The organism is Paenibacillus sp. FSL R10-2796 (assembly GCF_037965315.1).
Classification (GTDB): domain Bacteria; phylum Bacillota; class Bacilli; order Paenibacillales; family Paenibacillaceae; genus Paenibacillus_AQ; species Paenibacillus_AQ odorifer.
Genome location: NZ_CP150178.1, coordinates 6,565,022 through 6,589,716, shown reverse-complemented (window position 1 = coordinate 6,589,716; position 24,695 = coordinate 6,565,022). Strand labels below are relative to the sequence as shown.

Below are 24,695 nucleotides of genomic sequence, written 5' to 3'. Positions count from 1 at the left end.
GTTTTATTGTATGATATGAGGAAGCTTTAATAGACGATATTTAGACAGACAAACTTAACACATTGATCCGGAAGAGAATGGGGGGAGCAGCATGACCGAACTTACGACTACCGTCAGCAAAAGCAACTCTAACAATCTGCTGCGACGGGACGTACGGTTCTTGGGGAACATTTTAGGAGAGGTCTTGGTTCACCAAGGCGGTAACGAACTGCTGGAGATCGTGGAGAAGATCCGCGAGACCAGTAAATCGCTACGCTCACTATTTTTACCTGAACTGCATAGTGAATTTAAGGAGTTAATCAATTCTTTGGATCCGGAGAACCGTCATCAGGTAATAAGAGCGTTCGCCATTTATTTTCAATTGGTGAATATTGCCGAACAGAACCACCGGATTCGCCGTAAACGTGACTATGAACGTTCAGCTGGGGAGACAGTACAACCCGGTTCTATAGAAAGCGCTATTCAAGAGCTTCGTGAACGTGATTTCTCTCATGAGGAAGTCAACGAGATTATTGAAGGATTGTCTCTGGAACTTGTAATGACGGCACATCCAACGGAAGCTATGCGCCGTGCGATTCTCGATATTCATAAACGGATATCCGATGATGTTATGGGTCTTGATAACCCTACCTTAACTTTCCGTGAACGTGAACAGCTTCGCGAGAAGTTATTGAATGAAGTGATTACGCTTTGGCAAACGGATGAGCTGCGTGACCGCAAGCCTACAGTACTCGATGAAGTGCGTAATGGAATGTATTATTTCCATGAGACGATTTTCCATGTATTGCCCGACGTGTATCAAGAGCTTGAACGCTGTCTGAGCAAATATTATCCAGGACAGAATTGGCATGTGCCAACCTACTTGCGTTTTGGATCATGGATTGGCGGAGACCGTGATGGTAACCCATCGGTAACCTCAACAGTCACTGCGCAGACTTTACGCATGCAGCGTAAGCTGGCCATTCGTGAATATCAGCGTATTATGCGTGAACTCATGAAATATCTAAGCTTTAGCACAAGTATTGTTAAAGTGACGCCTGAGCTCGCAGAATCCATCGAAGCTGATCGTCAGATCATTAACCTAGGCAAGATGGAAGAATGGCGCAATGACAATGAACCTTACCGTATTAAACTTAGCTACATGATCTCTAAGACACAAAATGTTTTGGATGATGAGAAAAAAGATACTCCTGAGCGTTATGCTACACCTGAGGAGTTCATAGATGATTTGAATGTCATTGACCGCAGTCTACGGCATCACTACGCCGACTATGTGGCCGATACTTATATTAAAAAGCTAATCCGCCAAGTGGAGCTGTTCGGATTCCATACGGCAACTCTTGACGTGCGTCAACACAGTCAAGAACATGAGAATGCCATGACAGAAATTTTGGCGAAGATGAACATTTCGCCGGATTACTCTAAATTGACGGAGATTGAGAAGATTGATCTGCTGGAGAAATTGCTGAATGATCCACGTCCGTTGACCTCTTCTTACCAGACTTATACTGAAAGTACAGAGGAGTGTCTGGCTGTTTACCGGACGATCTTCGCATCGCAGGAAGAGTACGGCAAACAATGTATCACCAGTTATCTGATCAGTATGGCTGAAGCTGCGAGTGACATTCTGGAGGTTATGGTCTTCGCCAAAGAGGTAGGACTATTCCGCAAGGATAACGACGGTACAGTTGTATGTACCCTGCAAGCTGTGCCACTTTTTGAAACGATTGATGACTTGCATGAAGCACCGCAAATTATGAACACACTGCTCAATATGCCGATCTACCGTGATGCGGTAAGAGCAATGAATGATTTGCAGGAAATCATGCTTGGATATTCAGATAGTAATAAAGATGGCGGCGTGGTTACTGCTAACTGGGAACTGCGTGTTGCCCTAAAAGAAATTACAGCGACAGCGGATAAGTTCGGAATCAAGCTGAAGTTCTTCCATGGTCGTGGTGGAGCGCTCGGCCGTGGGGGTATGCCACTTAACCGCAGTATTCTTGCTCAGCCTGCTTCGACAATTGGCGGCGGGATTAAGATTACCGAGCAGGGAGAAGTAATCTCCTCCCGTTACTCCATGCAAGGGATTGCTTACCGCAGTCTGGAGCAAGCGACATCTGCGCTTGTAACAGCAGCAATTAGTGCGAGAGTGCCACAAGCGGATCTTTATGAAGAGAAATGGGAAGAGATTGTTGCCCGTATTTCTGAGGTCTCGCTGAACAAATATCAGGATTTGATCTTCCGTGATCCGGATTTCCTGACTTATTTCAAAGAATCAACACCTCTGCCTGAGGTAGGAGAGCTTAATATCGGTTCCCGTCCTTCCAAACGGAAGAACAGCGATCGTTTTGAAGATCTGCGTGCAATTCCTTGGGTATTTGCATGGACACAAAGCCGTTATTTGCTCCCAGCCTGGTACGCTGCTGGAACCGGACTGCAGAGTTTCTATGAGGGTAAGGAAGAGAATCTGAAGATAATGCAACATATGTATGAGAACTTCTCATTCTTTACTACACTGATAGATACGCTGCAAATGGCTATTTCAAAAGCGGACTTGATCATTGCTAAGGAATACGCCAGCATGGGCAAGAACGAGGAAGCACGTCAACGGATCTTTGGCCAGATTGAAGATGAATTTAATCTGACCTCTGAGCTAATCCTGAAGATTACAGGTCAGCAGGATATTCTGGATAACGTTCCTGTGATTCAAGAGTCGATCAGACTCCGCAATCCATACGTTGATCCGCTTAGCTACCTGCAGGTTCAATTGCTATCTGAGCTTAGAGCGCTCCGTGAAAATGATGGAGATGATAGCGAGCTGCTTCGCGAAGTATTGCTTACCATCAACGGCATTGCCGCCGGTCTTCGGAATACCGGCTGATATAGTCTTAACAACAAAAAGTCCGCCCTATTTGGGGCGGACTTTTTTTGCCTAATACAAGTTGTTGTGATCATAAACTGTATATTGCTGCTGTGAACATTACTTGTTCCTAAATATTGGAGAGTCAAACCCGATATTTCTTTATTACCCTACCCAAGTAACCGAGATGTAATCGGAGGTAATTAACGTGGCACTTATTACTTCGGTGATGGAGCAGCGTAGAGGATATTTGGAACTGTAGGAGCGCCAGCGTTCGCCTTTATCCTCAGATTTCGACCGCTATATGCGGTTTATAATCAGGAAATGTGAGGATAACAGCGACCGGAAGTCCAAATATTTCTCGGAGCTGCACTTAATCGCCTATACCAAGTTGTCCAGTTTTTAACTCAGTTTACATAGAAGGTTACAATACAATCCTTGATTTTTACACAAACTTGAATTACGATTTAATTGCTTGTACCGTGGATATTTGCGAAGAAATACCAAGGGCGGCAAGTCTGGGGGAGTTAACAGGTGGAGAATTTGGAAGGCAGATTGACAAAGCTCGCCTTGAAGGGCGACCAAAGGGCATTTGCCGAGCTTGTGGAACTATATAAAGACAAAATATATCATTTAGCTTACAGGATGTTGAACAATCGCCATGAGGCCGAGGATATTGTTCAGGAGACCTTTTTGCGTGTGTATAGGAATTTGGATCGTTATGATGATAAACAGAAGTTCTCCACATGGATTTACCGGATTGGAACGAACCTCTGTATTGATAGATTGCGTAAACGAAAACCAACCTATTCGCTGGATGCTGAAATGAACGATCAGGAGGGCCTTGATGGCTATTCATTGATTCCGAGCGACAATGTGACACCTGAGACCGAACTATTGCTCTCTGAGACGCAGGGGCTAATCTATGAAGCGATTGACAGTCTGCCTGTGAAATACAGGTCGGTGATGATTCTGAGATACCTGCAGGATCTGTCCCTTCAGGAGATTAGTGATGTCCTGGACATGCCCGTGACCACGATTAAGACGCGTGTACACCGAGGCCGTGAATTTTTGCGTAAAAAATTAGGCCCAAAAATGTAAAAATAGATTTTATTTATGAAACATCTTTTCGAGAGCGACGTATGTAAGTTAAGCAAGTCTTATGTGTCCTGACCCTTTGTCTTAGGATAATTAAATAGCACTCATGAAAGGATTGGCTCCTATGGAATGCAAACTGGCCGTCTCTATGATGCATGACTACTTGGATGACGACTTGCCCGAACAGCAGCAGAGGGAATTGAAGGAGCATCTTCTATCCTGTCCAGATTGCCGTGCAAAGTTTAAAGAATTGGAACAGACAGATATGTTGATGTTCTCCCTAATGCATCAGAATCCTGTAGCTTCAGATGATCTTGTGAGCCGGATAATGAGTTCATTGCCAAAGACTAAGAAAGAAAAAGCCTTTATTACCTGGATCAAGAGACACCCTGCACTTACAGCGGCATCTCTATTCCTTGTCGTTATGCTGATGAGCACCGTAACTTTTTGGAGTCCAGACAGACAACTTGTAGTTAGAGGTGTTGATTTGGATCAAGTGGTCATCAAAGGGGATACTGTAATTGTACCTTCCGGCAAAATAATTACCGGGGACCTTACCATAGAGAACGGTAAAGCACAGGTATATGGAGAAGTGAACGGCAACGTGACAGTCATTGACGGATCTCTATATCAGGCTTCAACAGCTCATATTTCTGGGCAAGTCAAAAGCATAGACCAGGCAGTAAGCTGGTTCTGGTATAAAGTGACGAACATGTTCTCTGAAGTTGCCTACCGTTAATGCGGGCAGTGGTTACCTTGAGCAGGAATATTAATTAGCGCCTCTTTTTCCGGAAAGATGGCGCTTTTTTGTTTCCTTAAATTGGGTGGTTTCGGAAAGGATTGAGGGACTAAACTTGCAACTGAAGCCCGAACGTTATAACCTAGATATGATACAGAGCTAACAGACATTTTACATAAACCCAGCTAATTTGAAATGACGGGGGTTTTAGGCAATGAGTTATTTTACTGAGCTAACATGGAAAGATTCCATTAAAGATATAATTGATATCCTAATCGTCAGTTACATTATTTATAAAGTGCTTAATATGGTACGCGGGACGCGAGCGATTCAGCTTTTAAAAGGGATACTGGTTCTGGTCTTGATTTGGGCGGTAAGCACAATCTTGGACTTGTATACACTTAAATGGCTAATGAATCAAATGTTTACTTTCGGGGTCCTAGCTGTCTTTATTATTTTTCAGCCGGAACTACGAAGGGGACTGGAGCAGCTTGGACGGGGCAGATTTTTCGGACGGGCTGGAGAAAGTGACGAAGAGATTAGTAAGTTAATCGGCGAAGTGATTAAAGCCGTGAATTATTTATCTCGCAGAAAAATAGGGGCGTTAATCGTTTTTGAGCGGGAGACGGGGCTAAACGAATATACAGAGTCAGGTATACCCATGCGTTCCCTGGTCAGCTCCGAATTGCTTATTAACATCTTCATTCCCAATACACCTTTGCATGACGGAGCCCTTATTATGCAGGGAAATCAGATTGCTGCGGCTGCTTGTTACTTGCCTTTGTCCGAGAATCCTTTTATCAGCAAAGAACTGGGAACCCGGCATCGGGCTGCTATAGGAATAAGTGAGGTTGCGGACTCGGTGTCTGTCATTGTCTCGGAGGAGACAGGGCAGATTTCCCTTGCCATCAATGGCCAGATCGTTAGAGACATTAAGGAAGAATCCATGATATCGAAGCTCCATCAAGAGCTTAGTGTAAGTTCATCGCTGAAGGAGAAGGGTTCAACTTTCTGGAAACGGAAGGGGGACAAGAATCATGGATAAGTGGATGAACAATAACAATTTCAATAAGATTCTGGCCCTTGTGTTTGGGATCATTTTGTTTACGATGGTTCATGTCGATACTGCGCCTTCTGGACAGACAACAGTGGATATTAAAACAAAAACTATTGAGAATGTGAAGATTGAAGTGACCGGCCTTGACGAGGACAAATATGTCCTTGAACCCTTGGCTGTCGATAGTGTCAGTCTGGAGGTAGCGGGTAAAAATTCCGATATCTCCTTTCAGTTCTCGGATGACTATAAAGTGATGCTTGATCTGAGTAAGGTTGAACCTGGGGACACCACGTTGCCACTTTACTATAAACTACCCAAAGGTGTATCTCTGGTAAGAATGAATCCTAAAGAGGTTACTGTACATGTAGAACCGCGAAACACGAAGTCTTTTCCCATAACATTGGTTACAAAGGGAAAACCTGCAGCGGGCTATCAAATAGGCACGCCTGTCTTGCAGCCTACAGATACTGTAAAAGTGACACTTGCCGATAATGAACTAAGCAAGGTAGCCAAGATACAAGGGACTATTGAGCTTAACGGTGAGAACGAAACCTTTGTAGAAAAAAAACTGAAGCTACACGCTTATGATAATAATGGAAATGAAATTAAAAATGCTGTAATTGAACCTTCTACTGTATCTGTGGAATTGCCGATTACCTTACCTTTTAAGAGTGTGCCGCTGGAGATTGGCTTTACTGGGCAACTTCCAGATTCACTCGTATTATCCAAAGTGACCCCTGAGCAGGAAACGGTCGTAGTGTATGGACAAGCAGAGGCTTTAAAAGCTTTATCTGCTTATGAAGCTACAGTCGACCTTAGTGCAATAGATTCTGCGGGGACGAAACAAGTAAAGGTGGATCTGAAGGCACCGGCTGGAACGGAGAAAGTTATGCCAGAAGCTGTGAATGTTTCATTAACCATCTCAGAAATTGCTGAGCGGACGATTGAGGCGGTACCCATCAAGCTCCAAGGCGTGGGGGATGAATTGGAAGGAAGTATCGTTAATCCTTCAAGCAAGGAAATTGCGCTTACCTTAAAGGGTGCACCTGCTTTACTTGATCAACTTGATAAGAAAAATATAGGGGTTGTGGCTGATGTTAGCGGACTTTCAGCTGGAACTCACGAGGTTTCTTTGCGGGTATCATTACCCAAGTTCATCGCATTAGCCAATGCAGGGGTGCCACTTACTGTGACCGTGCAGCTGCTATCGCCTGCAGCACCAGTCCCTACGCCTCATCCAGATACGGGGGGTGTGACTACTCCTGAGCCGAGTTCTGAACCTGTTATAGGCGATGTGGAACCTACGGAGAAGCCCACGCATAGTGGAGAGGCTGGTGGAGCAACACCAACGCCTGTCCCGACGGATAACAATCCGGAGAATAACGGCACAGCTAACACAAGTACGAATTCCGAGAATCCTGTAAGTACAGGTGGGACGTAATCTTTTGAGCCCAGAGGTACACCAAAATAGTATGCAATTCATATGATAGTACATTAAGCTAACGTAGCGTATTCAAAGGAGAAAAATAATGGGGAAGTATTTTGGAACTGACGGTGTGCGGGGAGTAGCAAACCGTGAATTGACTGCAGAAATGGCTTATAGTATTGGCCGTTGTGGAGGATATGTACTAGCGGGTAACTTGGATAAACCGAAGGTTGTTATCGGAATGGATACACGTATTTCCGGTCCTTTATTGGAATCCGCGCTGATAGCGGGCTTATTGTCTATTGGAGCCGATGTAATCCGTATAGGCGTAGTGAGTACCCCTGCTGTTGCTTATATTACGAGATTGTTAAAAGCAGACGCAGGCGTCATGATTTCAGCTTCTCACAATCCTGTAGAGGATAACGGCATTAAGTTCTTTGGTGGGGATGGCTTCAAGCTTACAGATGAAACTGAACTGCGCATTGAAGAGCTTATGGATGCTGAGGTAGATGAATTGCCACGTCCTATCGGTTCGGGTTTAGGTATGGTTACCGTAGATAATGATGCTAAGTATCTTTATCTGGAGTATTTGAAAACTACCATTTCTCAGGACTTTAAGGGAATCAAGGTTGTACTGGACTGTGCGCATGGCGCAGCGTATGAGCTTGCTCCAAGACTGTTCAGAGAGCTTGGCGCTGAGGTTATTTCTATCGGGGCTGAGCCGGATGGATTGAATATTAATGATGGATTTGGTTCGACACATCCAGAGACTTTGCGTGAAGAAGTCTTGCGGCATGGAGCCGATTTGGGACTTGCTTTTGACGGAGATGCTGACCGCCTGATCGCTATTGATAATAACGGTGATGAAGTCGATGGTGACTTTATCCTTTGTATTTGTGGTGATGCCATGAACCGTGCAGGTAAGCTGAAGGATAGCACGATTGTGTCAACCGTTATGAGTAACATCGGATTCTATAAAGCTACCGAGAAATTATCCCTGAATACTGCTAAGACAGCTGTAGGGGATCGTTATGTTATGGAAGAAATGCGTCGTGGGGGCTTTAATCTAGGTGGAGAACAGTCTGGACATGTTATTTTCCTGGATTACAATACAACTGGTGATGGTATTCTTACAGCTATTCAGCTGGTAGATACGCTTAAGGCTACAGGCAAACAGCTTAGCGAAGTTAAGAGTATGATGACTAAATACCCGCAGGTGCTGGTTAATGTTCGTGTACAGGATAAGACTAACTACCCTAATAACCCGGCTATAGAAGCGGCTATCGCTGAAGTGGAAGGTAAGCTAGGTGACAATGGCCGTGTGCTTGTACGTCCGTCAGGTACGGAATCTCTAATCCGCGTTATGGCAGAGGGACCAGATAAGTCAGATCTAGATCTTTATGTGAATCAAATTGTGGAAGTAGTTCAACGCGAATTGGTATAATCCATTACCTTAACTATAAGGCTGGTGCAGTGAGCGGGAGCGATTCGAACTCGTTGCACCAGTGTTATTTTATTTTAGGATTGGATCGTTTGAACTCGTTTTGTAAAATTTAGGTTGATGCGCCATTGCCAAAGTACTACAAGGTGCATATAATAGATTAAGTGTCATTCTAGAAGGAAAGCGGGGATTGTGAGGTTAGCAATAGCAAGCGCCAGAGCTTGGTCTAGCGCGGGGGAGAAGGGAAAGCTGCTTACTTGTTATGTAGGCTATGGCTTGAACGGATCACGGCAGACGTAAGCTGACGAGGTGGAGGTGTTCGAAATGTTCGGCGGGGACCTCCCGGTGATGCACCAGAGCCGTAAATGGATACGGAAAATGAAAGGGCGACCTTTCACACAACGTTTTCATGGGTGCAACAAATTATATTATTCATGTGTGCGCGCATCAGAAGGAAACACGTTATTTCTGCCACGGCAGAGGAGAAGGCTGTGCATTTCATGAACATTAGAATGTAAGTGACAGTTTATTTTGTTGATCCTAAAATACAACAGAATATTTGCTTTTTCTCAAAAACATGCCGCACGGCACGTTTCTTTCCTCATGCCGCCACATTACGATAACTCGGACGGGGGAAATTATAATGTGTGGTATTGTAGGATATATTGGTAATCAGAATTCGCAGGGGATCTTGGTTGAGGGTTTGAAGAAATTGGAATATCGTGGATATGATTCCGCTGGTATTGCTGTATTTACCCAAGAAGGACTGCAAGTAGTGAAAGCTCAAGGCCGTTTGGCGAATCTGCAGTCGAAGCTCGAAGACAGCCCGCTGGCAGGTAGCGCAGGTATCGGACACACACGCTGGGCGACTCACGGTAAACCATCCGATGAGAATTCACATCCACATACGGATAACAGCATGAAGTTCTCGGTAGTTCATAACGGTATTGTCGAAAACTATCTGGATCTGAAAGAAGAGCTGATCGCTGGCGGATGCCACTTTGTCTCTGAAACCGATACAGAAGTTATTTCACATCTGATTGCTCGCGAATATGACGGAGATATCGTGAAGGCTGTACAAAAAGCGATTACGTTCATGCGCGGTGCGTTTGCATTAGGTGTCCTGACTGAATATGAGCCAGATAAACTGGTGGCTGTGCGTCAAGCTAGCCCGCTCATTATCGGTCTTGGCGAAGGAGAAAATTTTATCGGGTCAGATATTCCGGCACTGCTTGAATATACCCGTAACGTATATATTTTGAACGACGGCGAAATGGCTGTGCTGACAAGAGATGCTGTCGAATTGATGACGATTGAAGGCAATTTTATTTCTCGGGAAATGATTACTGTCGATTGGGATGCAGTTACCGCAGAAAAAGGCGGCTACGAGCATTTCATGCTGAAAGAAATACACGAGCAACCTAAGGCTTACCGCGACACCATGCGTGGTCGTATCAATGCCGAAGGTAACAAGGTTGTATTGCCTGAACTGAACATGACTGAAGAACAAATCAAGAACATTCGTAATATTCAAGTCGTTGCTTGCGGAACGGCATACAACGCAGGTGTGGTAGGACGTACTATGATCGAATCTTTGGTTCGTATTCCAGTTGAAAATGATATCGCTTCGGAATATCGTTACCGTTCACCAATCGTGACTCCAGAAACTTTGGTTATCGTAGTCAGCCAATCCGGTGAGACTGCAGATACTTTGGCAGCTCTGCGTGAAGCGCAAGCTAACGGGGCACACGTATTGGCGATCACTAACGTAGTGGGCAGTTCTATTGCTCGGGAAGCAAACGATGTGTTGGTAACCTTGGCGGGTCCGGAAATTGCAGTAGCTTCGACCAAAGCTTACACTTCACAATTGATCGCATTTGGATTGTTTGCTCTTTACTTGGCTGAAGTTCGTGGTACACAAACCGAAGCACAAGTTACTAAGATTCTTGCAGCTATGCAATCTCTACCAGAGCAAGTAGAAGAGATCCTAGCTCAAAAAGAAGCGATCAAAGGTTATGCTGAACAAATTTCTGAGCACAAAAACTTGTTCTTCATCGGCCGCGGCGTAGACTACGCTGTTGCTCAAGAAGGATCCTTGAAGCTGAAAGAAATTTCTTATATTCACTCCGAAGCTTATGCTGCAGGTGAATTGAAACACGGTACATTGGCTCTGATCGAAGAAGGCGTTCCAGTTATTGCCCTGGCAACTCAGGAAGCTGTACTTGAGAAGACCGTCAGCAACATCAAAGAAGTGAAAGCTCGCGGCGCAGACGTGCTGGCAATCACGCACCAAGAGCATTTAACTGACCTGCTTAGATCAGTTGATCAAGTGTTCGTGATTCCTAAAACACTTCCAATGCTGACAGCAGCTTTGTCCGTAGTGCCTCTGCAATTATTGTCCTATTATGCTTCTCTTGCGCTGGGTCATGATGTGGATAAACCACGTAACTTGGCGAAGAGTGTTACTGTGGAGTAGAATTGGTGATGTGAAAGTACAGTTTGTAGAATGACATTAAAGTTAGTTATTAGACATTAATGTGAGTATCTTAACAATAATGTTTGTATCTTAACAAAATAGATTGTGATGATTACTGTTTATAATCTTTTTAGCTTGCTGTGGGTAATACGTATGTTGTTACACGTAGGACGTACTAATGTCATAGATAATCTGAAGATTTGTAATAGAAACTACAACGATAATTCAGAAAAACGTTGATAAATCAAGGTGTTTGGGTGTTTATTGCTTTGGATTTCAAGTATTCGGAAAGTGTCTTTTCATAAGATTGAAGATCCTAACGGATGAATATGGAATAGCACTTTCAGAATCGGGAATTTGGGGGAGTTATGAACAAAATTGGAGAAAACGTTCATTTATTAAGAAAAAGAATGCGATTAACCCAAACTGATTTTTCTAAGCAAATTGGCATCTCACAGGGTACTTTGAGCGATATTGAACAAGGTCATTGCAATCCATCTGTTGAAACGGTCCTGTCTATACATGAACAATATGGGGTTAGTTTAGACTTAATTCTAAAGGGATCTGAGGATGATCAATCGGCGAAGTTACATTTGAAAGACAGAAGAAATGATGAGGAAGAGCTTACTTTTTTTTAAAGTGAGGCTTAAGTTTTGTTTTTTTTAAGTGGATCGAATGGTCTCTCGTCCGACCGATTCCAAAATATTTAGCTCGATCACTCGGCGGGTCAAAAAACGAATCGTCCAGCGAGCGTACCCTTTTGGAGGCTCAGAACAGGCTAGAGCAATGATACGGGCTTACACTTCACCCGTGATGGAGGAAGGGCGTGGCGGTTCTGCGTGGCGACGATAGTTCAGCGTCTCTTCCAGCCCACGTGTAAAATAGTCTCTTACCGTATAAAAGACTGTTACATTGCTGACCCCGCAACGACTGGCAATTTCAGCTTGTCTAGGGATCGAGCCTGATTTTCATTCGAGAGCAACAGCACGAGACAACGGCGGCGAATGCCAACAGATGTGGAATCGGCATGAAGAACTTGTTCAATCCTTTCGCGCTCTTTCGGCTCCAGTCGAATCTCTTATTTCAGGGTTATATTTTTATTGGTATATTTCTTCTCTCATTGTTAGTCCTTATGCTAGTGACAATACTGAGTAGAGCATATCAGGAAGTGAAAGAGGAGGTCTTAATTCAAGATTTAATACTAAAAAAAATCTAATTTCAATTTTGCAGGATGTATTATTAAAACTCGAAGAAAAATAATTTGAATGCCACATACAAACTCCTAAAGAGTGGCAAGGATTGATTTGTGGTTGTCTTGGGCGTAATTTTAAAGTATCTATCTGATACCGCTAAGACCTAAACTCCAGCAGGATTTCATGAATTACGGGAAGCCTGGAAGGGATATATGTTCTGAGAAAATAAAGTATTTGACTGGCAGGCTTTTCATTAAGTTAACGGGCAGATAGTTCAATCATAATGTAACACAATTAGAATACGATCAATGGATTCCCCTTTCGATTTAAATAAAAATAACCCCCTATGTTTTTGTTCATAGAGGGTTATTTTTATTATTACGGCTCTATATCAATCTTCTCATAGCATGGGAATTTTTATAATCGTACACTGACTAAAGTTTTCTGTACTCAGTTTTTCTTCATCTGGATATTCTCTTAAATATAGCTCGCAGCCTATCAATGAATCGATCACCTTTGTTCAATTGATGTGACGTAAATTCAGAAAGGCATTCTAGTAGCAAGGCCGCGAAATCAGCCTTGAGACGCATTTAAAGCAACTGGGTCATCAATAAATAATTCTAAAGCTTTTTTTAACTAATGATTTAAGATATTCGATGTTTTTGCTGACAAGAATCATATTGTATACATTACTCCATTCACTGTCGACATGATGAATGAAATTTTCTTTTACCAAGTGGTAAAAATTATCTTGTCTAAGTTTGTTTAGTTTTGTATATTCTTTTCTCTCATAAAATTTGTGTGCTAACTCAAAGAATTCAGAATTCTTTTTAACTTCAGTATTATTACGCATAAACTGCTCGAAGGTATTATTTGCTTTTCCTGTCCCTGAATGATACACAAGTAGAATTGCAATTTTATCATATACTGAGTAGATGGGAGTTAAAGCCGATTCTACAAAGTAAGAATAATCCATATTGGGGAATGCTATTTCTTGTTCATAAAGTTCAGTTCCATTCTGTCCAGATGACACAATTAGGTTTAAGAATATTGCCTAATGGCTTCATGAAGTCTCCATACAATATCTGAATGGTGCAGGATGTATTCATAGGTTTTATCTTTCTTTGTTAAAAAGGGATTTATTATTTGAATAGAATTGGAGATAACATTCGGTTATTAAGAAAAAGGATGGGGATAACACAAATTGATCTTTCCAAACAAATTGGCATCTCACAAGGTACTTTAAGCTTTAAGCGATATTGAACAAGGTCATTGTGATCCATCAGTTGAAACTATCCTGTCTATAAAGTGGAGTTAAGTTATAGAATGTCATTTCGCATCACTATCCTTACATAAATTGGTGATGAACAACTGTGTCTTAAAACTTAATCTATTATCGAAAGTGCCAATATCTCTTCTTCACTCTTAAATAAAGCTAAACTTATTACAGGAGTGAGCTTATCAAAGGACGGAGAATTATTAATACCTAACTCTTTGCAGCAGAAAATCAAAAGGGATTCTGAGATAATATTAGAGAAAGGCAAGGAATTAAGTGGTAAACAGCGGAATTCGTTTAGAGGGCGCATACAAGCTGCTAGAATTGTTAAAGAAGGTACATTTCCAGAACTCAATAAGTTAGCGACAGCGATGGTAAATGAGAATAAATGATATATAAAATCTGTTCGTAAGAAACGCAATAGAAATGGTGTTAACTATTTTAGTGAATGAGGATTTTGTGAAGAAGAACAAAAGTTATGATGTGTTCTTTTTATAGAAATAAGGGGAGTTGAAGTTGTCAATAGACAGCATTGTATTTGCTTTAGTGGAGTTAGGTAACTAAGATATTTCAAAGTATTTTACTGAACATAATATACCCAAAGGTCTATAAAGACATTATAGTTGTGAAGTAGACATTAAAGCTATGAAGTAAACATTAAAGTTATGAAGTGAGCATTAAAGTTATGAAGTTATATAACGTGATGAATTATATTAATGTCTTAGTTCGTTCTGAAGGCGAAAGAGACCATTTGAAAAAAGTGGAAGAGACGCGCCTGTTATCCATTGCAGGACTATCTAGGGTCATTATATATTGGTGAAATACACTCTTGCGACGAGCCAAAGTACATGCACGAGACCACGAAATCAAGGAGCACATGGTATCCATTCACTTGAGCATCCCTATTTCTGATGCCCCGAATGCGAACAGCCCTCTGGAAAAAAGTATGGCGGTTAATGAAAGAATTTCGATCACATCGGTGATTTGAAAGTAACGAAATCGCTCCAACTATACCATTCCGTGGTGTATCCTAACCGACTGAAGCGCCAGTTTCATGCTATTGGCTCTCAACAAAGGGGACACAATAAATATAAACTAATGGATAAGCTTTTATATTATATAGAGAAAAGAAAAACATACTTAGATACTTTTATGAAAAGGAAGTTTATAAAATGCTACTAAATTGATAATATGTATGAGTATACATAATAATTGAAAATGGAGGTATTTTATATGAGTATTTTTGCTCTACCTTTGTGTATTCCTGAGATATATGGCTTCTTGCATCATGCGCATAAGCTAGCAATAATTCTTGAGAATGAAAAACATTTACCTTGGTTCTACAGCAATTATATACAGCTCTACACAGCGGAATATTTGGATGAATTTAAACTTGACTTCTACTCCTTTGATGGTAAATATGCCCGTCATCCTGGAATTAATGAGAATTGGTATGAAAAAGGGTTCTTTTTAAATATGCATTCAGAGATTATACCCTTTATTATTGGTTGTATTACTAATGGCCGGTATGTTGAGATTCTAATGGATGAGTTTTATTTATCCTGTAAACCAGCTTATCAATCATGGCATCTATCTCATCAGAGTTTAATCTACGGTTATGATAAAGATAAGGAACGTTTTTTAATCCTTGGTTTTAACCGGGCAGGTGATTTTGGCGAAATTGAGGTGTCTTTTAGTGAGATTGAAAAAGCATTTCTCAATTCCAGTATAGGGGGAGTCGGATTTTTTGATTGTTCTACGTCAGTGGATTATTCAAATACTAATCCTGAGCTTAACCTCCCTGTCATCAAGTCCTACCTCAATGATTTTGTCCACTCCACAAATTCGTTTATGACTTACACCCCCCCGGGCGCTTCTTATGGTTTAGGTACTTATAAAGAACTATATAAACGTTTGTCTCTAATAGAATCCTCTAGAGAGGATATTAGACCGATACATATTATACTCGAACATAAAAAATGTATGGTAAATAGGTTGTTTTATTTAGAAAAAGAAGGATATATCGAAGAAGCCTCTACTTTGATTAATGGATTTACTGATCTCGTAAAAAATATTAATAAAATGAAAAAGGTACAATTGAAATATTGTTTAACGAAGGATCAACGGTTAATTAGTCATATAACGCAGGGACTTGATGATTTGATGAATAATGAAGAAGAACTTCTGAATCTATTGATAAAGAAACTGGATTAAGGATAGTTATGATAAAATTTTGTGTTGGTGTAGTTTTCATAAAAAAATAATCTTAAGCTGATCCGGCTCAAAACCAAAATCAGTGGCATAAGGCCTCTTGAATGAATCGCTACGGGTTCGGAGGGTTCTTACGATCGCTGTTAAATCCCTATTTCTTGATTAAAAAGAATTATCGGTTGAAATGGGGCTTTAAAGGCGAACGCTGCCATTTCTTCAGAATCCCTCCGACCCTTCGCTCTGTTCAATCGTACAGTCAACCACAGATTTTTAGATTGAACCAAAATGGCTCAAAACCAAAATTAGCGGTTGAAATTTTAAATTGAGAAAAAATGGACATAAATGGAAAGATATCTGCAAATCCTGTATTGTTGTAAGTCCTACCTCAACAATAAAAAGGATATGACAGATGCCACGCCAGTATATCAACGAACTGTTAGGATTACCAGAGCTACAACTTCATAGCGTTCTCTCGATCCAGGAGACTGAAGTGCATTTGGAGGCCACAACCGTGGCCTATAAACAGCCTTGTCCCCTCTGCCACTCCGAAGAAGCGGGAAAACGAGATGGCCGTAATACAGCGCGCAAGATTCGTCATGTCAGCATCTTTGGTAAAAAGTGTTTTTTTGCATGTTCCCTCGTTACGCTTGGCCTGCTCGAGGTGTGATATTGGATTTATTTAGACCTATACGTGTGTTGGCCCCAAGGAACAATAAAGCCGTGCTTTTCGCTCGCAGACCGTAAATCAGGCGCTGGTTTCCACGGCAGCACATAGTGCGAGAATGCAAGAAGCTCCGGCTAGCACGGTTCAGCGCATGCATCAGGAAGCCCTTCCTGCTGAGAGCGAGCGTTTGCTCCAGCAAGCATGGCATCAAGCGAAAGACCAGACGGATCTGGTGCTCGGTATCGATGACTTTGCGATTAAAAAAGGGACACACGTACAACACTGGTATTCACGATCTTCGAGGCGAAACCATGCTAGACCTGCTTTCGGGGCGAAAGCTGGACGCGCTACGCGCGTATGCCAAACAGCATCCGGAATTTTTAAACCTAAATCCCAAGGCCGTCGTCATGGATCTGTCTCAAGCGTATCACACATGGATCAGCGAGTGTTTTCCAAGGGCGATTCGAATTGCCGACCGCTTCCACGTTCACGGTTATGTCATCGAAAGTGTCCAAGCTGTCCAGAAATCTCTTCAATTTACCCTTTCTCCCGGGCCAAAGGGATCTTAAAAAGTCATTACCGACTGCTAAATCCGCCAGCAGATTCGTTAACGGACAAGAGTCAAACTCAGTTAGAGCAGTTGCTGGCCTTCTCTCCGATCTTGCGCGAGGTGTGGGAATGGAAAGAATCCTTTTCCGGTTGGTATGACTATTCACCGAATTTCGATGTGGCCCAGCTTGGTTTTACCCGTTGGTGCCAACAAGGGGAAGGTATTGAGCATGAAGCTGTGCAATCCGCTTTGAAAACGATGCGAAACTGGGAAGAGGAAATCGTGAACTACCATCACTGCCGCTGGACGAACGCGAAAGTAGAAGGGCGACATAATCGCATTAAATCGTATCAACGCCGACACTATTTCACGCGCAATCGTCGATGTTACAAAGCCGGTATTTTATTCGAGTGTAATTGGTATCGGTTATTAGGATGAAAATATCAACCGCTATTTTTAGATTGAGCCGCTGATCCTGCTAGGAAATAAGATTGGCTTATTTTGTTTTAAATGGCTATATGTTGTTAAATTATATTGTTGTTTTTTACGTGAAAAATAGAGTTGTACCTAAATTAATAGGTCAACTCTATTTTTTTATGCTGTTTCGAGATACGAATATTCAATAAGTGCTCCGTTTTCCCGCAATATTTTATGCGATATATTTACTTTTATTGAAATTTATATTGTTAATATGATGGAAAATGAAATTAACGGAATAATCCAACTAATGACAATATATCAACAATTAAAACTAACAACTCACCGAATATCGTAACCACCTTTGAACAGTTTGTATTCCAAGTTTATCCAATCATAGGATTATTTAATAAAGCAAGTACAGCACTTCCCAAAATACAATAATAAAGCCTGAACAAACATTCTTATATCTATAATAGAATGTTTATTCGTAAAATTCAAATAACAACAGCCTTGATTAACATAGCGATTTAAATATATATATATTGATGGAAGCGAGCCAGGAACAACTTTCAAGAAAATGGCTGTGTATCGTCAGATACAATAATTTATCCCTCTGTATTTCGGACCAACTCTAAATAAAGCGAAGGAGGAAGTGTTATCTGAGAGAATAAGCAGTTTATCATATGTTTTTAAAGAAAAAAGTGAATATTATCACTTTTAATTGTTTTATTAGGAAAAAATTACAATGTTGTTACAATGATTGTGCTTTCATTTATTTGCTCATATACTTTCGCTAAAGTCATTCAGCTTATCAATCGTTTTATGCAAACGATTGTCTAACCTTCTTACATAATGATTATCTCGATTAATTGTTGTGCTTCTTAAAGAAATTTACTCTCAATAAAACTATGGGAAGGTGATTCCAATGACGGTTCGGTTAATCTGTTTGCCATATGCCGGAGGTTCGGCATCGGTCTTCCTGCCCTGGAAAAAGCGGCTGCCGTCTTTTATCGAACTTTGTCCGATTGAATATGGCGGACGAGGGAAGAAGAGCTGGCGCGCACCCTACGTATCCATCGAAGAAGCAACAGAAGACATCTGGTTGGATCTCCATCCCCTGATTTCGGAGGGATGGCCCTATGCTTTTTACGGTCACAGCATGGGGGTACTAATTGTTTTTGAATTAGTTAACCGTATTTATGGAACCTCATTGCTCAAACCGGAGCACTTGTTTCTGACCGGGCGCAATCCACCACATCTTCCTGAACAATATTTGATTCATCAACTAACCGACCGGGAATTCGCCGAGGCCCTGTACAGACTCGGGGGAACACCGGAACCCGTTCTATTTAACCTGAAGTTTCAAAAGCTGTTTTTTCCAATCATCCGATCCGATTTACAGGCTGTACAATGCTACGAAGCTCCACAAGAACATTCGGTATGGGACTCGCCCTTGACTATTGTGAACGGTAGCCAGGACGAAGTAGTAGATCATGACCGTTTGCGGGAATGGTCGGATTATACACGGGGCGCATTCCATTGCTACACCTTTTCCGGTGATCATTTTTTTATCAATGAGAAGTCAGATGAACTGATCAAACTAATGGCCAGCGAGTTGTCCGGCTAAGAAGGAGAGTACCATGCACAAGAAGAAGGTATTTATTTTTCCAGGACAAGGGTCCCACTACGCTGGTATGGGAAAAGCGTTCTACAACGAGTTTCAGTCTGTGCGAGCGTTGTATGAGGAGGCCGGTGATTTGCTTGGCTGCAATATGAAGGACGTGTTGCTCCATTACACGATGGATGAACTGGAAAGGTCCGGGGTGGTTCAGCCGGCGATCGTACTGGCGAGTTATTGCTCGTTCAAGGTGTTGACGGAGGAATACGGTATATATCCCGATGTTCTGGCCGGTCACAGTCTGGGTGAAATATCGGCACTCTCCTGTTCCGGTGCGCTAACGTTTGCAGACGCATTGAGACTGGTTCAGAAGCGGGAACAAATCATGGAGGAAGCCAGCGTCGAGCTGGGTGGAATGATCGCGGTTATGGGGATCGATCCCGAATCGGCCGAGCGGGTATGCGAAACTATTCCCTGCGACCTCGGATATGCTGCCGTATCCAATTACAATTCGGATGAGCAAGTGACGATTTCCGGAAGCAAAAGGGCCCTGTACGAAGTGTCGGCCCGATTGAAATTAGAGGGAGGCGGAATACTACCGATTTCGGTTCGTGGGCCGTACCACAGCCGGTTGATGGAAACTTCTTTGCCATCAATGAAGGTCGAGTTGGATAGCTGTTCATACGCTCCAATTGGTATCCCCGTCGTTTCCAGTATCACGGGAAACCTCTACACGTCGGAAAGGGAGATTCCTGAACAGTTGGCCATTCAACTGGTTAGCCCCGTCCGTTGGACACAGGTATTAGCCTGTCTGGCTGAAGGAGGGATGAGAGATTTGATCGAGGTAGGTCCCCAGACTGTTTTGCGTAATCTCTCGCTGACCAACCGCCTCGACCTGACAGTGTACGGGGCAGAAAATCGTCGAGATTTTCAGGAAATTGTGAGATTGTTCTCGGCGGTTCGCAAGTTGGAAGCCGTGAAGGAGTCCAGCCGATACCAACTAATTAACGATTGTCTCAAAGAGGCGGTATGCGCTCCCAATTCCAACTTCAACGAAAAGGAGTTTGAACAGGGGGTACTGATTCCTTATAGGCAGGTTCTCTCGGGGTTGAAGAATTTAGAAAAAGAGGGGAGGCTGCCCAGTTACAGGGAGATGAGAAACGGACTGGACATGCTTCTACAGGTTCTGCTCACCAAAAAAGTAGCGAAGGCGGAGTGTAAAGAGATTGTAGAAGAGGTGTTGCTTGACAGCGGGCTGTTCGATTGTTATCACGAGTATCTGGATGTGTGATCACGAAAAAGGAGGAGGTGAGTACAGGACATGGAAAATACGAAAGATATCGCAGTGATCGGCATAGGTTTGAAATTTCCCCGGGCGGATTATCCCAAGGCGTTCTGGGAGTGTCTGCGCGACGGGATGGATTGTGTGGGCACCCTGCCTGAGGGAAGAATGCAGGATGCAGAGGAATATGTCCGGGCCATTCATAACGACGTCGAAGTGCCTGACTATCGGAAAGCTGCATACCTGGAGCGGATAGATACGTTCGACTACGAATTTTTCAAAATTTCTCCCAAAGAAGCGGCGCTGATGGACCCTCATCAGAGGTTGCTGCTGGAGACAGCCTTTCATGCCATCGAAAACGCGGGTTACGCTCGGAAGATCGCGGGGACCAAATCAGGCGTATTTATAGGGTTTCCAACTGAATTCTCGGCCATTATGTATCAGCATCTCATTATGAAGCTGAATCCGGAGCAAGCGGAAAACTCTTTCTCAGGCAACTTGCCCGCTGTTCTCGCCGGGCGCATCTCCTATTTTTTTAACCTGAAAGGGCCGTCCCTGCTGGTCGACACATCCTGCTCGTCCTCATTGGCGGCTGTACATATGGCTTGTAGCAGTCTGATCAACGGCGAATGCGAGACGGCTCTGGTCGGTGGCATCAATTTGTTCATAGTGCCGACGGTGAATAAAGTTGTCGAAAATATAGGGATTATCGCCCCGGACGGGCGCACGAAGTCGTTTGATGAGGACTGTGACGGGGTGGGACAAGGCGAGGGAGTAGGCGTCATGCTGCTGAAACCACTTTCCCGGGCACTTGAAGACCATGATTATATTCATGCCGTTATCAAGGGCAGTGCCGTGAACCAGGACGGTAAATCAATCGGAATTACCGCACCGAGCGCCGGCGCCCAGGAGCAAGTGCTGATGCAGGCATGGGAAAACGCCGGAGTGGATCCGGTGACAGTCAGCTATATTGAGACGCACGGGACGGCGACGAAGCTTGGCGACCCGACCGAGATTCTCGGTATTCGTAAGGCTTTCGCGAATTACACGCCGTGCAGGCAATTTTGTGGGATCGGATCGGTCAAATCCAACATTGGTCACACGATAGGTGCGGCTGGAGTCGCGGGCATGATTAAAGCGATTCTGTCGCTTGAACAGCGTCAGATTCCGCCCAGCCTGAATCTGATGAGACCGAACCGGAAGATCAAATTTGAAGATTCTCCGGTCTATCTCAATCACCGGTTGCGGCCGTGGTTAGTAAGCCCACGTAGATGCGGTGTCAGCTCGTTCGGTATCAGTGGAACTAACGCGCATGTGGTTCTGGAAGAAGCGCCGGAGTTGTGTAGAGAGAGTCAGGCCGAGCCGGGCCGCTGTATTTTCACACTGTCGGCTATCGGACGTGAACAGCTTCGGGAACTTGCGGAACGTACGGCGGACTATTTGGGCGGTGACCGTTCCGACTCGTTGATTGATCTCTGCTATACCTCTACTGTAGGCAGACTGCACCTGAAATATCGCATCGCGCTTTTAGCGGAAGATGTTGGTGATCTGAGACGTAAGCTGGTCTTGCTGAGCCGGAACCCAGATACACCGCAGGCCAGTGTATGGACCAACAGCGGAAGCTGTACTCCAGCTCCGTCTGACTTGGAGGGAAGAGATATGGTGCCTGTGATGGATGACGCCGCTACCATTTGCGAGAGTTATGTCCGGGGAAGAGATATTCCCTGGGAAAACCTCTATTCTGACACTCCGGCTTACACGGTACCACTTCCGCACTACCCGTTCAAAAAAAATCGTTGCTGGATTCAGACCGATCCGCGAGTGCTGGCCGAACGGAAGCCGAATTCCGCAGAAGAGATGTATCGGACTGTTTGGAACGGCGATCCGCTTCCTTCGACGGCGTTAGCCTGGACCCGCAAGCAGGTGGTCCTTTTCACAGACCACTCGGTCGCAAGCGCTACATTGGCCGCCATGTTGCGGCGCCAGGGCAACCGGGTGCTAGAAATCGAGATCGGTCCGGTATACGTGCCAATAGCAGAGGAACGCATATGCGTCGCTTTGACCGAATCGGATTTCGAGCGGTTGCTTCCGCACTTGCAGGCGTTCGTACCGGATAAGATCATCCACTTGACGACCGCCTTCGGCGACGGGGATCCCGATACTCTCGGACAGCTGGAGTTGAATTTGGAGGCGGGTGTCTACAGCTTGCTGTACCTCGTCAAGACGCTACACAAGCTGAAGCCCGCCGTGGGAATGGAGCTTGTTATCGTGACTGCTGGTACTGCACGCATTGAATCCAGTGACCTGGTCCAACCGCACAATGCAGCACTGGTGGGTCTAGGCAAGACAGTGCGGTGGGAATATCCACAACTGAAATGTAGAAGCATTGATGTCGGTCGGGGTAGCACGGTCGAAGATCTGATGACTGAAATCCAGTGCGTGAGTGGCGAATATACTGTGGCTCTTCGTGGGGGACGACGGTACGTCGAAGCGGTCGAGGCGGTGCCTGCTTCTTCGATGTCCACTCGGCCCGGCCCGTCTCTGTACCAAGGTGGTACTTATGTGATTACCGGTGGGTTGGGCCGGATCGGGATCCGCCTGGCCGAGATGCTGTCCGGCCGCCAAAACATCAATCTGGTGCTACTCGGGCGATCGGAATTTCCACCGAGGGAGCGGTGGCAGGATCTTCTCGCCGGAAGCGATGAAAGGGAGAACGGGCTCAGAGAGACCCTCGTCAAGCTCGCTAAGATCGAGCAGGGTGGTTCCAGTGTTGATGTTCGATCCTGCGACATCGGCGACCGGCATCACGTGGAGGTAGTGTTCCGGGACATCCGCCGCGATTACGGAAGTATCGATGGCCTGATTCATCTGGCTGTTGCCGACGAGACCTGCACCCTGACCGAGCTGACCTCGGAAATGCTGAATAGCTCGATTAGGGCAAAAGTTCACGGTACCTGGATTCTGGACCGGGAGACGCGTGGGGATAAGCTGTCCTTCTTCATCCTGTTCTCATCGGTGATGACACTGGTATCAGGACTGGGGAACGGGACTTACACTTTGTCTAATGCATATCTGGACGCTTACGCCGGGTATCGAAACTCCCAGATGCCGGGAGCGATGGCCATTGATTGGCCGGAATGGGAAGACATCGGCCTGACCGAGGATAAGCAGACCGACGAAGGACGGTCCATCTTCAAAAAAATATCTGCCCAACAAGGGATCGAGACGTTCTCCCGTATGCTGAGCCTGAACGCGGACCGGCTTATCGCGGGGGAACTGAACGTAAGCAGCCAGGTATTCAAGTTGCTGGATTACTTGCCGTTCCGATTGTCGGACGAACTGACTGCCCGGATCCAGTATTACGGTAAGGCGAATCCCGTCTCCCGTCCGCTGGCCGCCGCGGAAATGAGTGTCACACCGCCGTATGAGCAGGGGACGCATGGCCGGGAGGTGCAATCGGCGGTCGGTGTGTCGCAGGTAAGCGTATGGCCGGGGCTATTCTCCGAGAGCCCGGCCCCTGCGCTCGCTGTAGTTCCGGTTCAGACCGAAGTTCTCAGCCAGCCGCTTCCTATTCAACCGGGAAGAGATACCGGCCTGGAGGGAAGGCTGTCGGGTGAATACACCAGCTATGAACGGATACTGGTGAACGCATGGCAGGACATGTTCGGTTACGAGACAATCAACGTCACAGACAACTTTTTTGAATTAGGCGGCGATTCGATCTTTGCCTTCAGGCTGGCCGTGAAGCTTGCCGACGAGGGGCTGAATGTGGAAGCATCCGACATTCTGCGCTATCAATCCATCGAATCTATTGCAGACTTTATCGGTAAATCGGTAGGAGTGGGTGCCGTTACGACATGAAGAAGTATGATGAGGACTTCATGCGCTTGGCCGTCGCGTCAGCCCGTGACGGGATTGAGCGGCTGGAATTTCCCTTCGGCTGCTGTATAGCCCAGGATCGGAACCGTTATGTCTTCGCCGGAAATCATTCACTGAAATCCGGTGATCCCACTTCGCATGCCGAGATCAACACCATACGGGAGTGGAGCCAACGGTACGGGGCCGCCAGTCTGAAAGAAACAGTCATCTATACCACAAGTGAGCCGTGCCTTATGTGCTTGGGCGCCATCAACTGGGCACAGATTCCGCGGGTTGTCTTCGGAACTTCGCTGAACCGATGTATCCATCACGGTTTTTCGGAGGCGAATATCGACTCCGCCGTTCTGACAGCCTCCTTTCCTCATCCTGTTTCTATGGAAGGGGGGATACTGGAGCAAGAGTGTGAACAACTGTTCACGCTCTGGAATAAAAAAAGACGGTTCGTCGATTTATTCTCTAGGCCCTATACGGGCGAAAGACGCCATGAGAGAAGGAAGTGAAA

Annotated in this window: 15 protein-coding genes; all 15 read left to right on the top strand. The window is 44.6% G+C overall.

What is annotated here, in order from left to right:
• The first annotated feature begins 91 nt into the window (after window positions 1-91).
• The 15 genes from ppc (at window position 92) to NST58_RS29265 (ending at window position 24,693) form a co-directional block, all read left to right on the top strand.
• The gene (gene ppc, locus NST58_RS29335; protein ID WP_339245126.1) at window positions 92-2,884 is read left to right on the top strand and encodes a phosphoenolpyruvate carboxylase; all 2,793 of its coding nucleotides are present in this window, start codon (window positions 92-94) and stop codon (window positions 2,882-2,884) included.
• Window positions 2,885-3,397: 513 nt separating this feature from the next.
• Window positions 3,398-3,964 carry an RNA polymerase sigma factor SigW gene (sigW, locus tag NST58_RS29330; RefSeq protein WP_036681288.1) on the top strand — a complete coding sequence of 189 codons (567 nt, stop codon included), beginning with the start codon at window positions 3,398-3,400 and terminating at the stop codon, window positions 3,962-3,964.
• Window positions 3,965-4,085: 121 nt separating this feature from the next.
• The gene (locus NST58_RS29325) at window positions 4,086-4,700 is read left to right on the top strand and encodes a zf-HC2 domain-containing protein (RefSeq protein WP_036681404.1); all 615 of its coding nucleotides are present in this window, start codon (window positions 4,086-4,088) and stop codon (window positions 4,698-4,700) included.
• A gap of 214 nt (window positions 4,701-4,914) precedes the next feature.
• The gene (gene cdaA, locus NST58_RS29320; RefSeq protein WP_036681290.1) at window positions 4,915-5,745 is read left to right on the top strand and encodes a diadenylate cyclase CdaA; all 831 of its coding nucleotides are present in this window, start codon (window positions 4,915-4,917) and stop codon (window positions 5,743-5,745) included.
• Window positions 5,738-7,198 (top strand): CdaR family protein, encoded by a 1,461-nt coding sequence (locus NST58_RS29315; protein ID WP_081387931.1) that lies wholly within the window; start codon window positions 5,738-5,740, stop codon window positions 7,196-7,198. Before cdaA ends, NST58_RS29315 begins: the two co-directional genes overlap by 8 nt.
• An 88-nt stretch (window positions 7,199-7,286) precedes the next feature.
• The gene (glmM, locus tag NST58_RS29310; protein ID WP_076129780.1) at window positions 7,287-8,627 is read left to right on the top strand and encodes a phosphoglucosamine mutase; all 1,341 of its coding nucleotides are present in this window, start codon (window positions 7,287-7,289) and stop codon (window positions 8,625-8,627) included.
• Window positions 8,628-9,267: 640 nt separating this feature from the next.
• Window positions 9,268-11,100, top strand: coding sequence for a glutamine--fructose-6-phosphate transaminase (isomerizing) (gene glmS, locus NST58_RS29305; protein ID WP_076129781.1), 1,833 nt, complete (start codon window positions 9,268-9,270; stop codon window positions 11,098-11,100).
• 368 nt (window positions 11,101-11,468) lie between these two features.
• Window positions 11,469-11,738: a helix-turn-helix transcriptional regulator gene (locus NST58_RS29300; protein ID WP_076193947.1), complete on the top strand. Its 270-nt coding sequence runs from the start codon at window positions 11,469-11,471 to the stop codon at window positions 11,736-11,738.
• Between the two features lie 3,064 nt (window positions 11,739-14,802).
• Window positions 14,803-15,783: a hypothetical protein gene (locus tag NST58_RS29295; protein WP_076193953.1), complete on the top strand. Its 981-nt coding sequence runs from the start codon at window positions 14,803-14,805 to the stop codon at window positions 15,781-15,783.
• 906 nt (window positions 15,784-16,689) lie between these two features.
• Window positions 16,690-17,013, top strand: coding sequence for a transposase (locus tag NST58_RS29290; RefSeq protein WP_305953706.1), 324 nt, complete (start codon window positions 16,690-16,692; stop codon window positions 17,011-17,013).
• Complete coding sequence (locus NST58_RS29285; RefSeq protein ID WP_256716579.1) at window positions 16,971-17,432, top strand: transposase; 462 nt, start codon at window positions 16,971-16,973, stop codon at window positions 17,430-17,432. Before NST58_RS29290 ends, NST58_RS29285 begins: the two co-directional genes overlap by 43 nt.
• A gap of 907 nt (window positions 17,433-18,339) precedes the next feature.
• Window positions 18,340-19,041, top strand: a complete 702-nt coding sequence (locus tag NST58_RS29280; protein ID WP_076193955.1) for a thioesterase domain-containing protein — start codon at window positions 18,340-18,342, stop codon at window positions 19,039-19,041.
• A gap of 13 nt (window positions 19,042-19,054) precedes the next feature.
• Window positions 19,055-20,323, top strand: a complete 1,269-nt coding sequence (locus NST58_RS29275) for an ACP S-malonyltransferase (protein WP_076193957.1) — start codon at window positions 19,055-19,057, stop codon at window positions 20,321-20,323.
• A 30-nt stretch (window positions 20,324-20,353) separates the two neighbouring features.
• On the top strand, window positions 20,354-24,175 hold the full coding sequence (locus tag NST58_RS29270; protein ID WP_339245118.1) for a beta-ketoacyl synthase N-terminal-like domain-containing protein: 3,822 nt from the start codon (window positions 20,354-20,356) through the stop codon (window positions 24,173-24,175).
• Complete coding sequence (locus NST58_RS29265) at window positions 24,172-24,693, top strand: nucleoside deaminase (RefSeq protein WP_076193961.1); 522 nt, start codon at window positions 24,172-24,174, stop codon at window positions 24,691-24,693. Before NST58_RS29270 ends, NST58_RS29265 begins: the two co-directional genes overlap by 4 nt.
• Window positions 24,694-24,695: the final 2 nt, after the last annotated feature.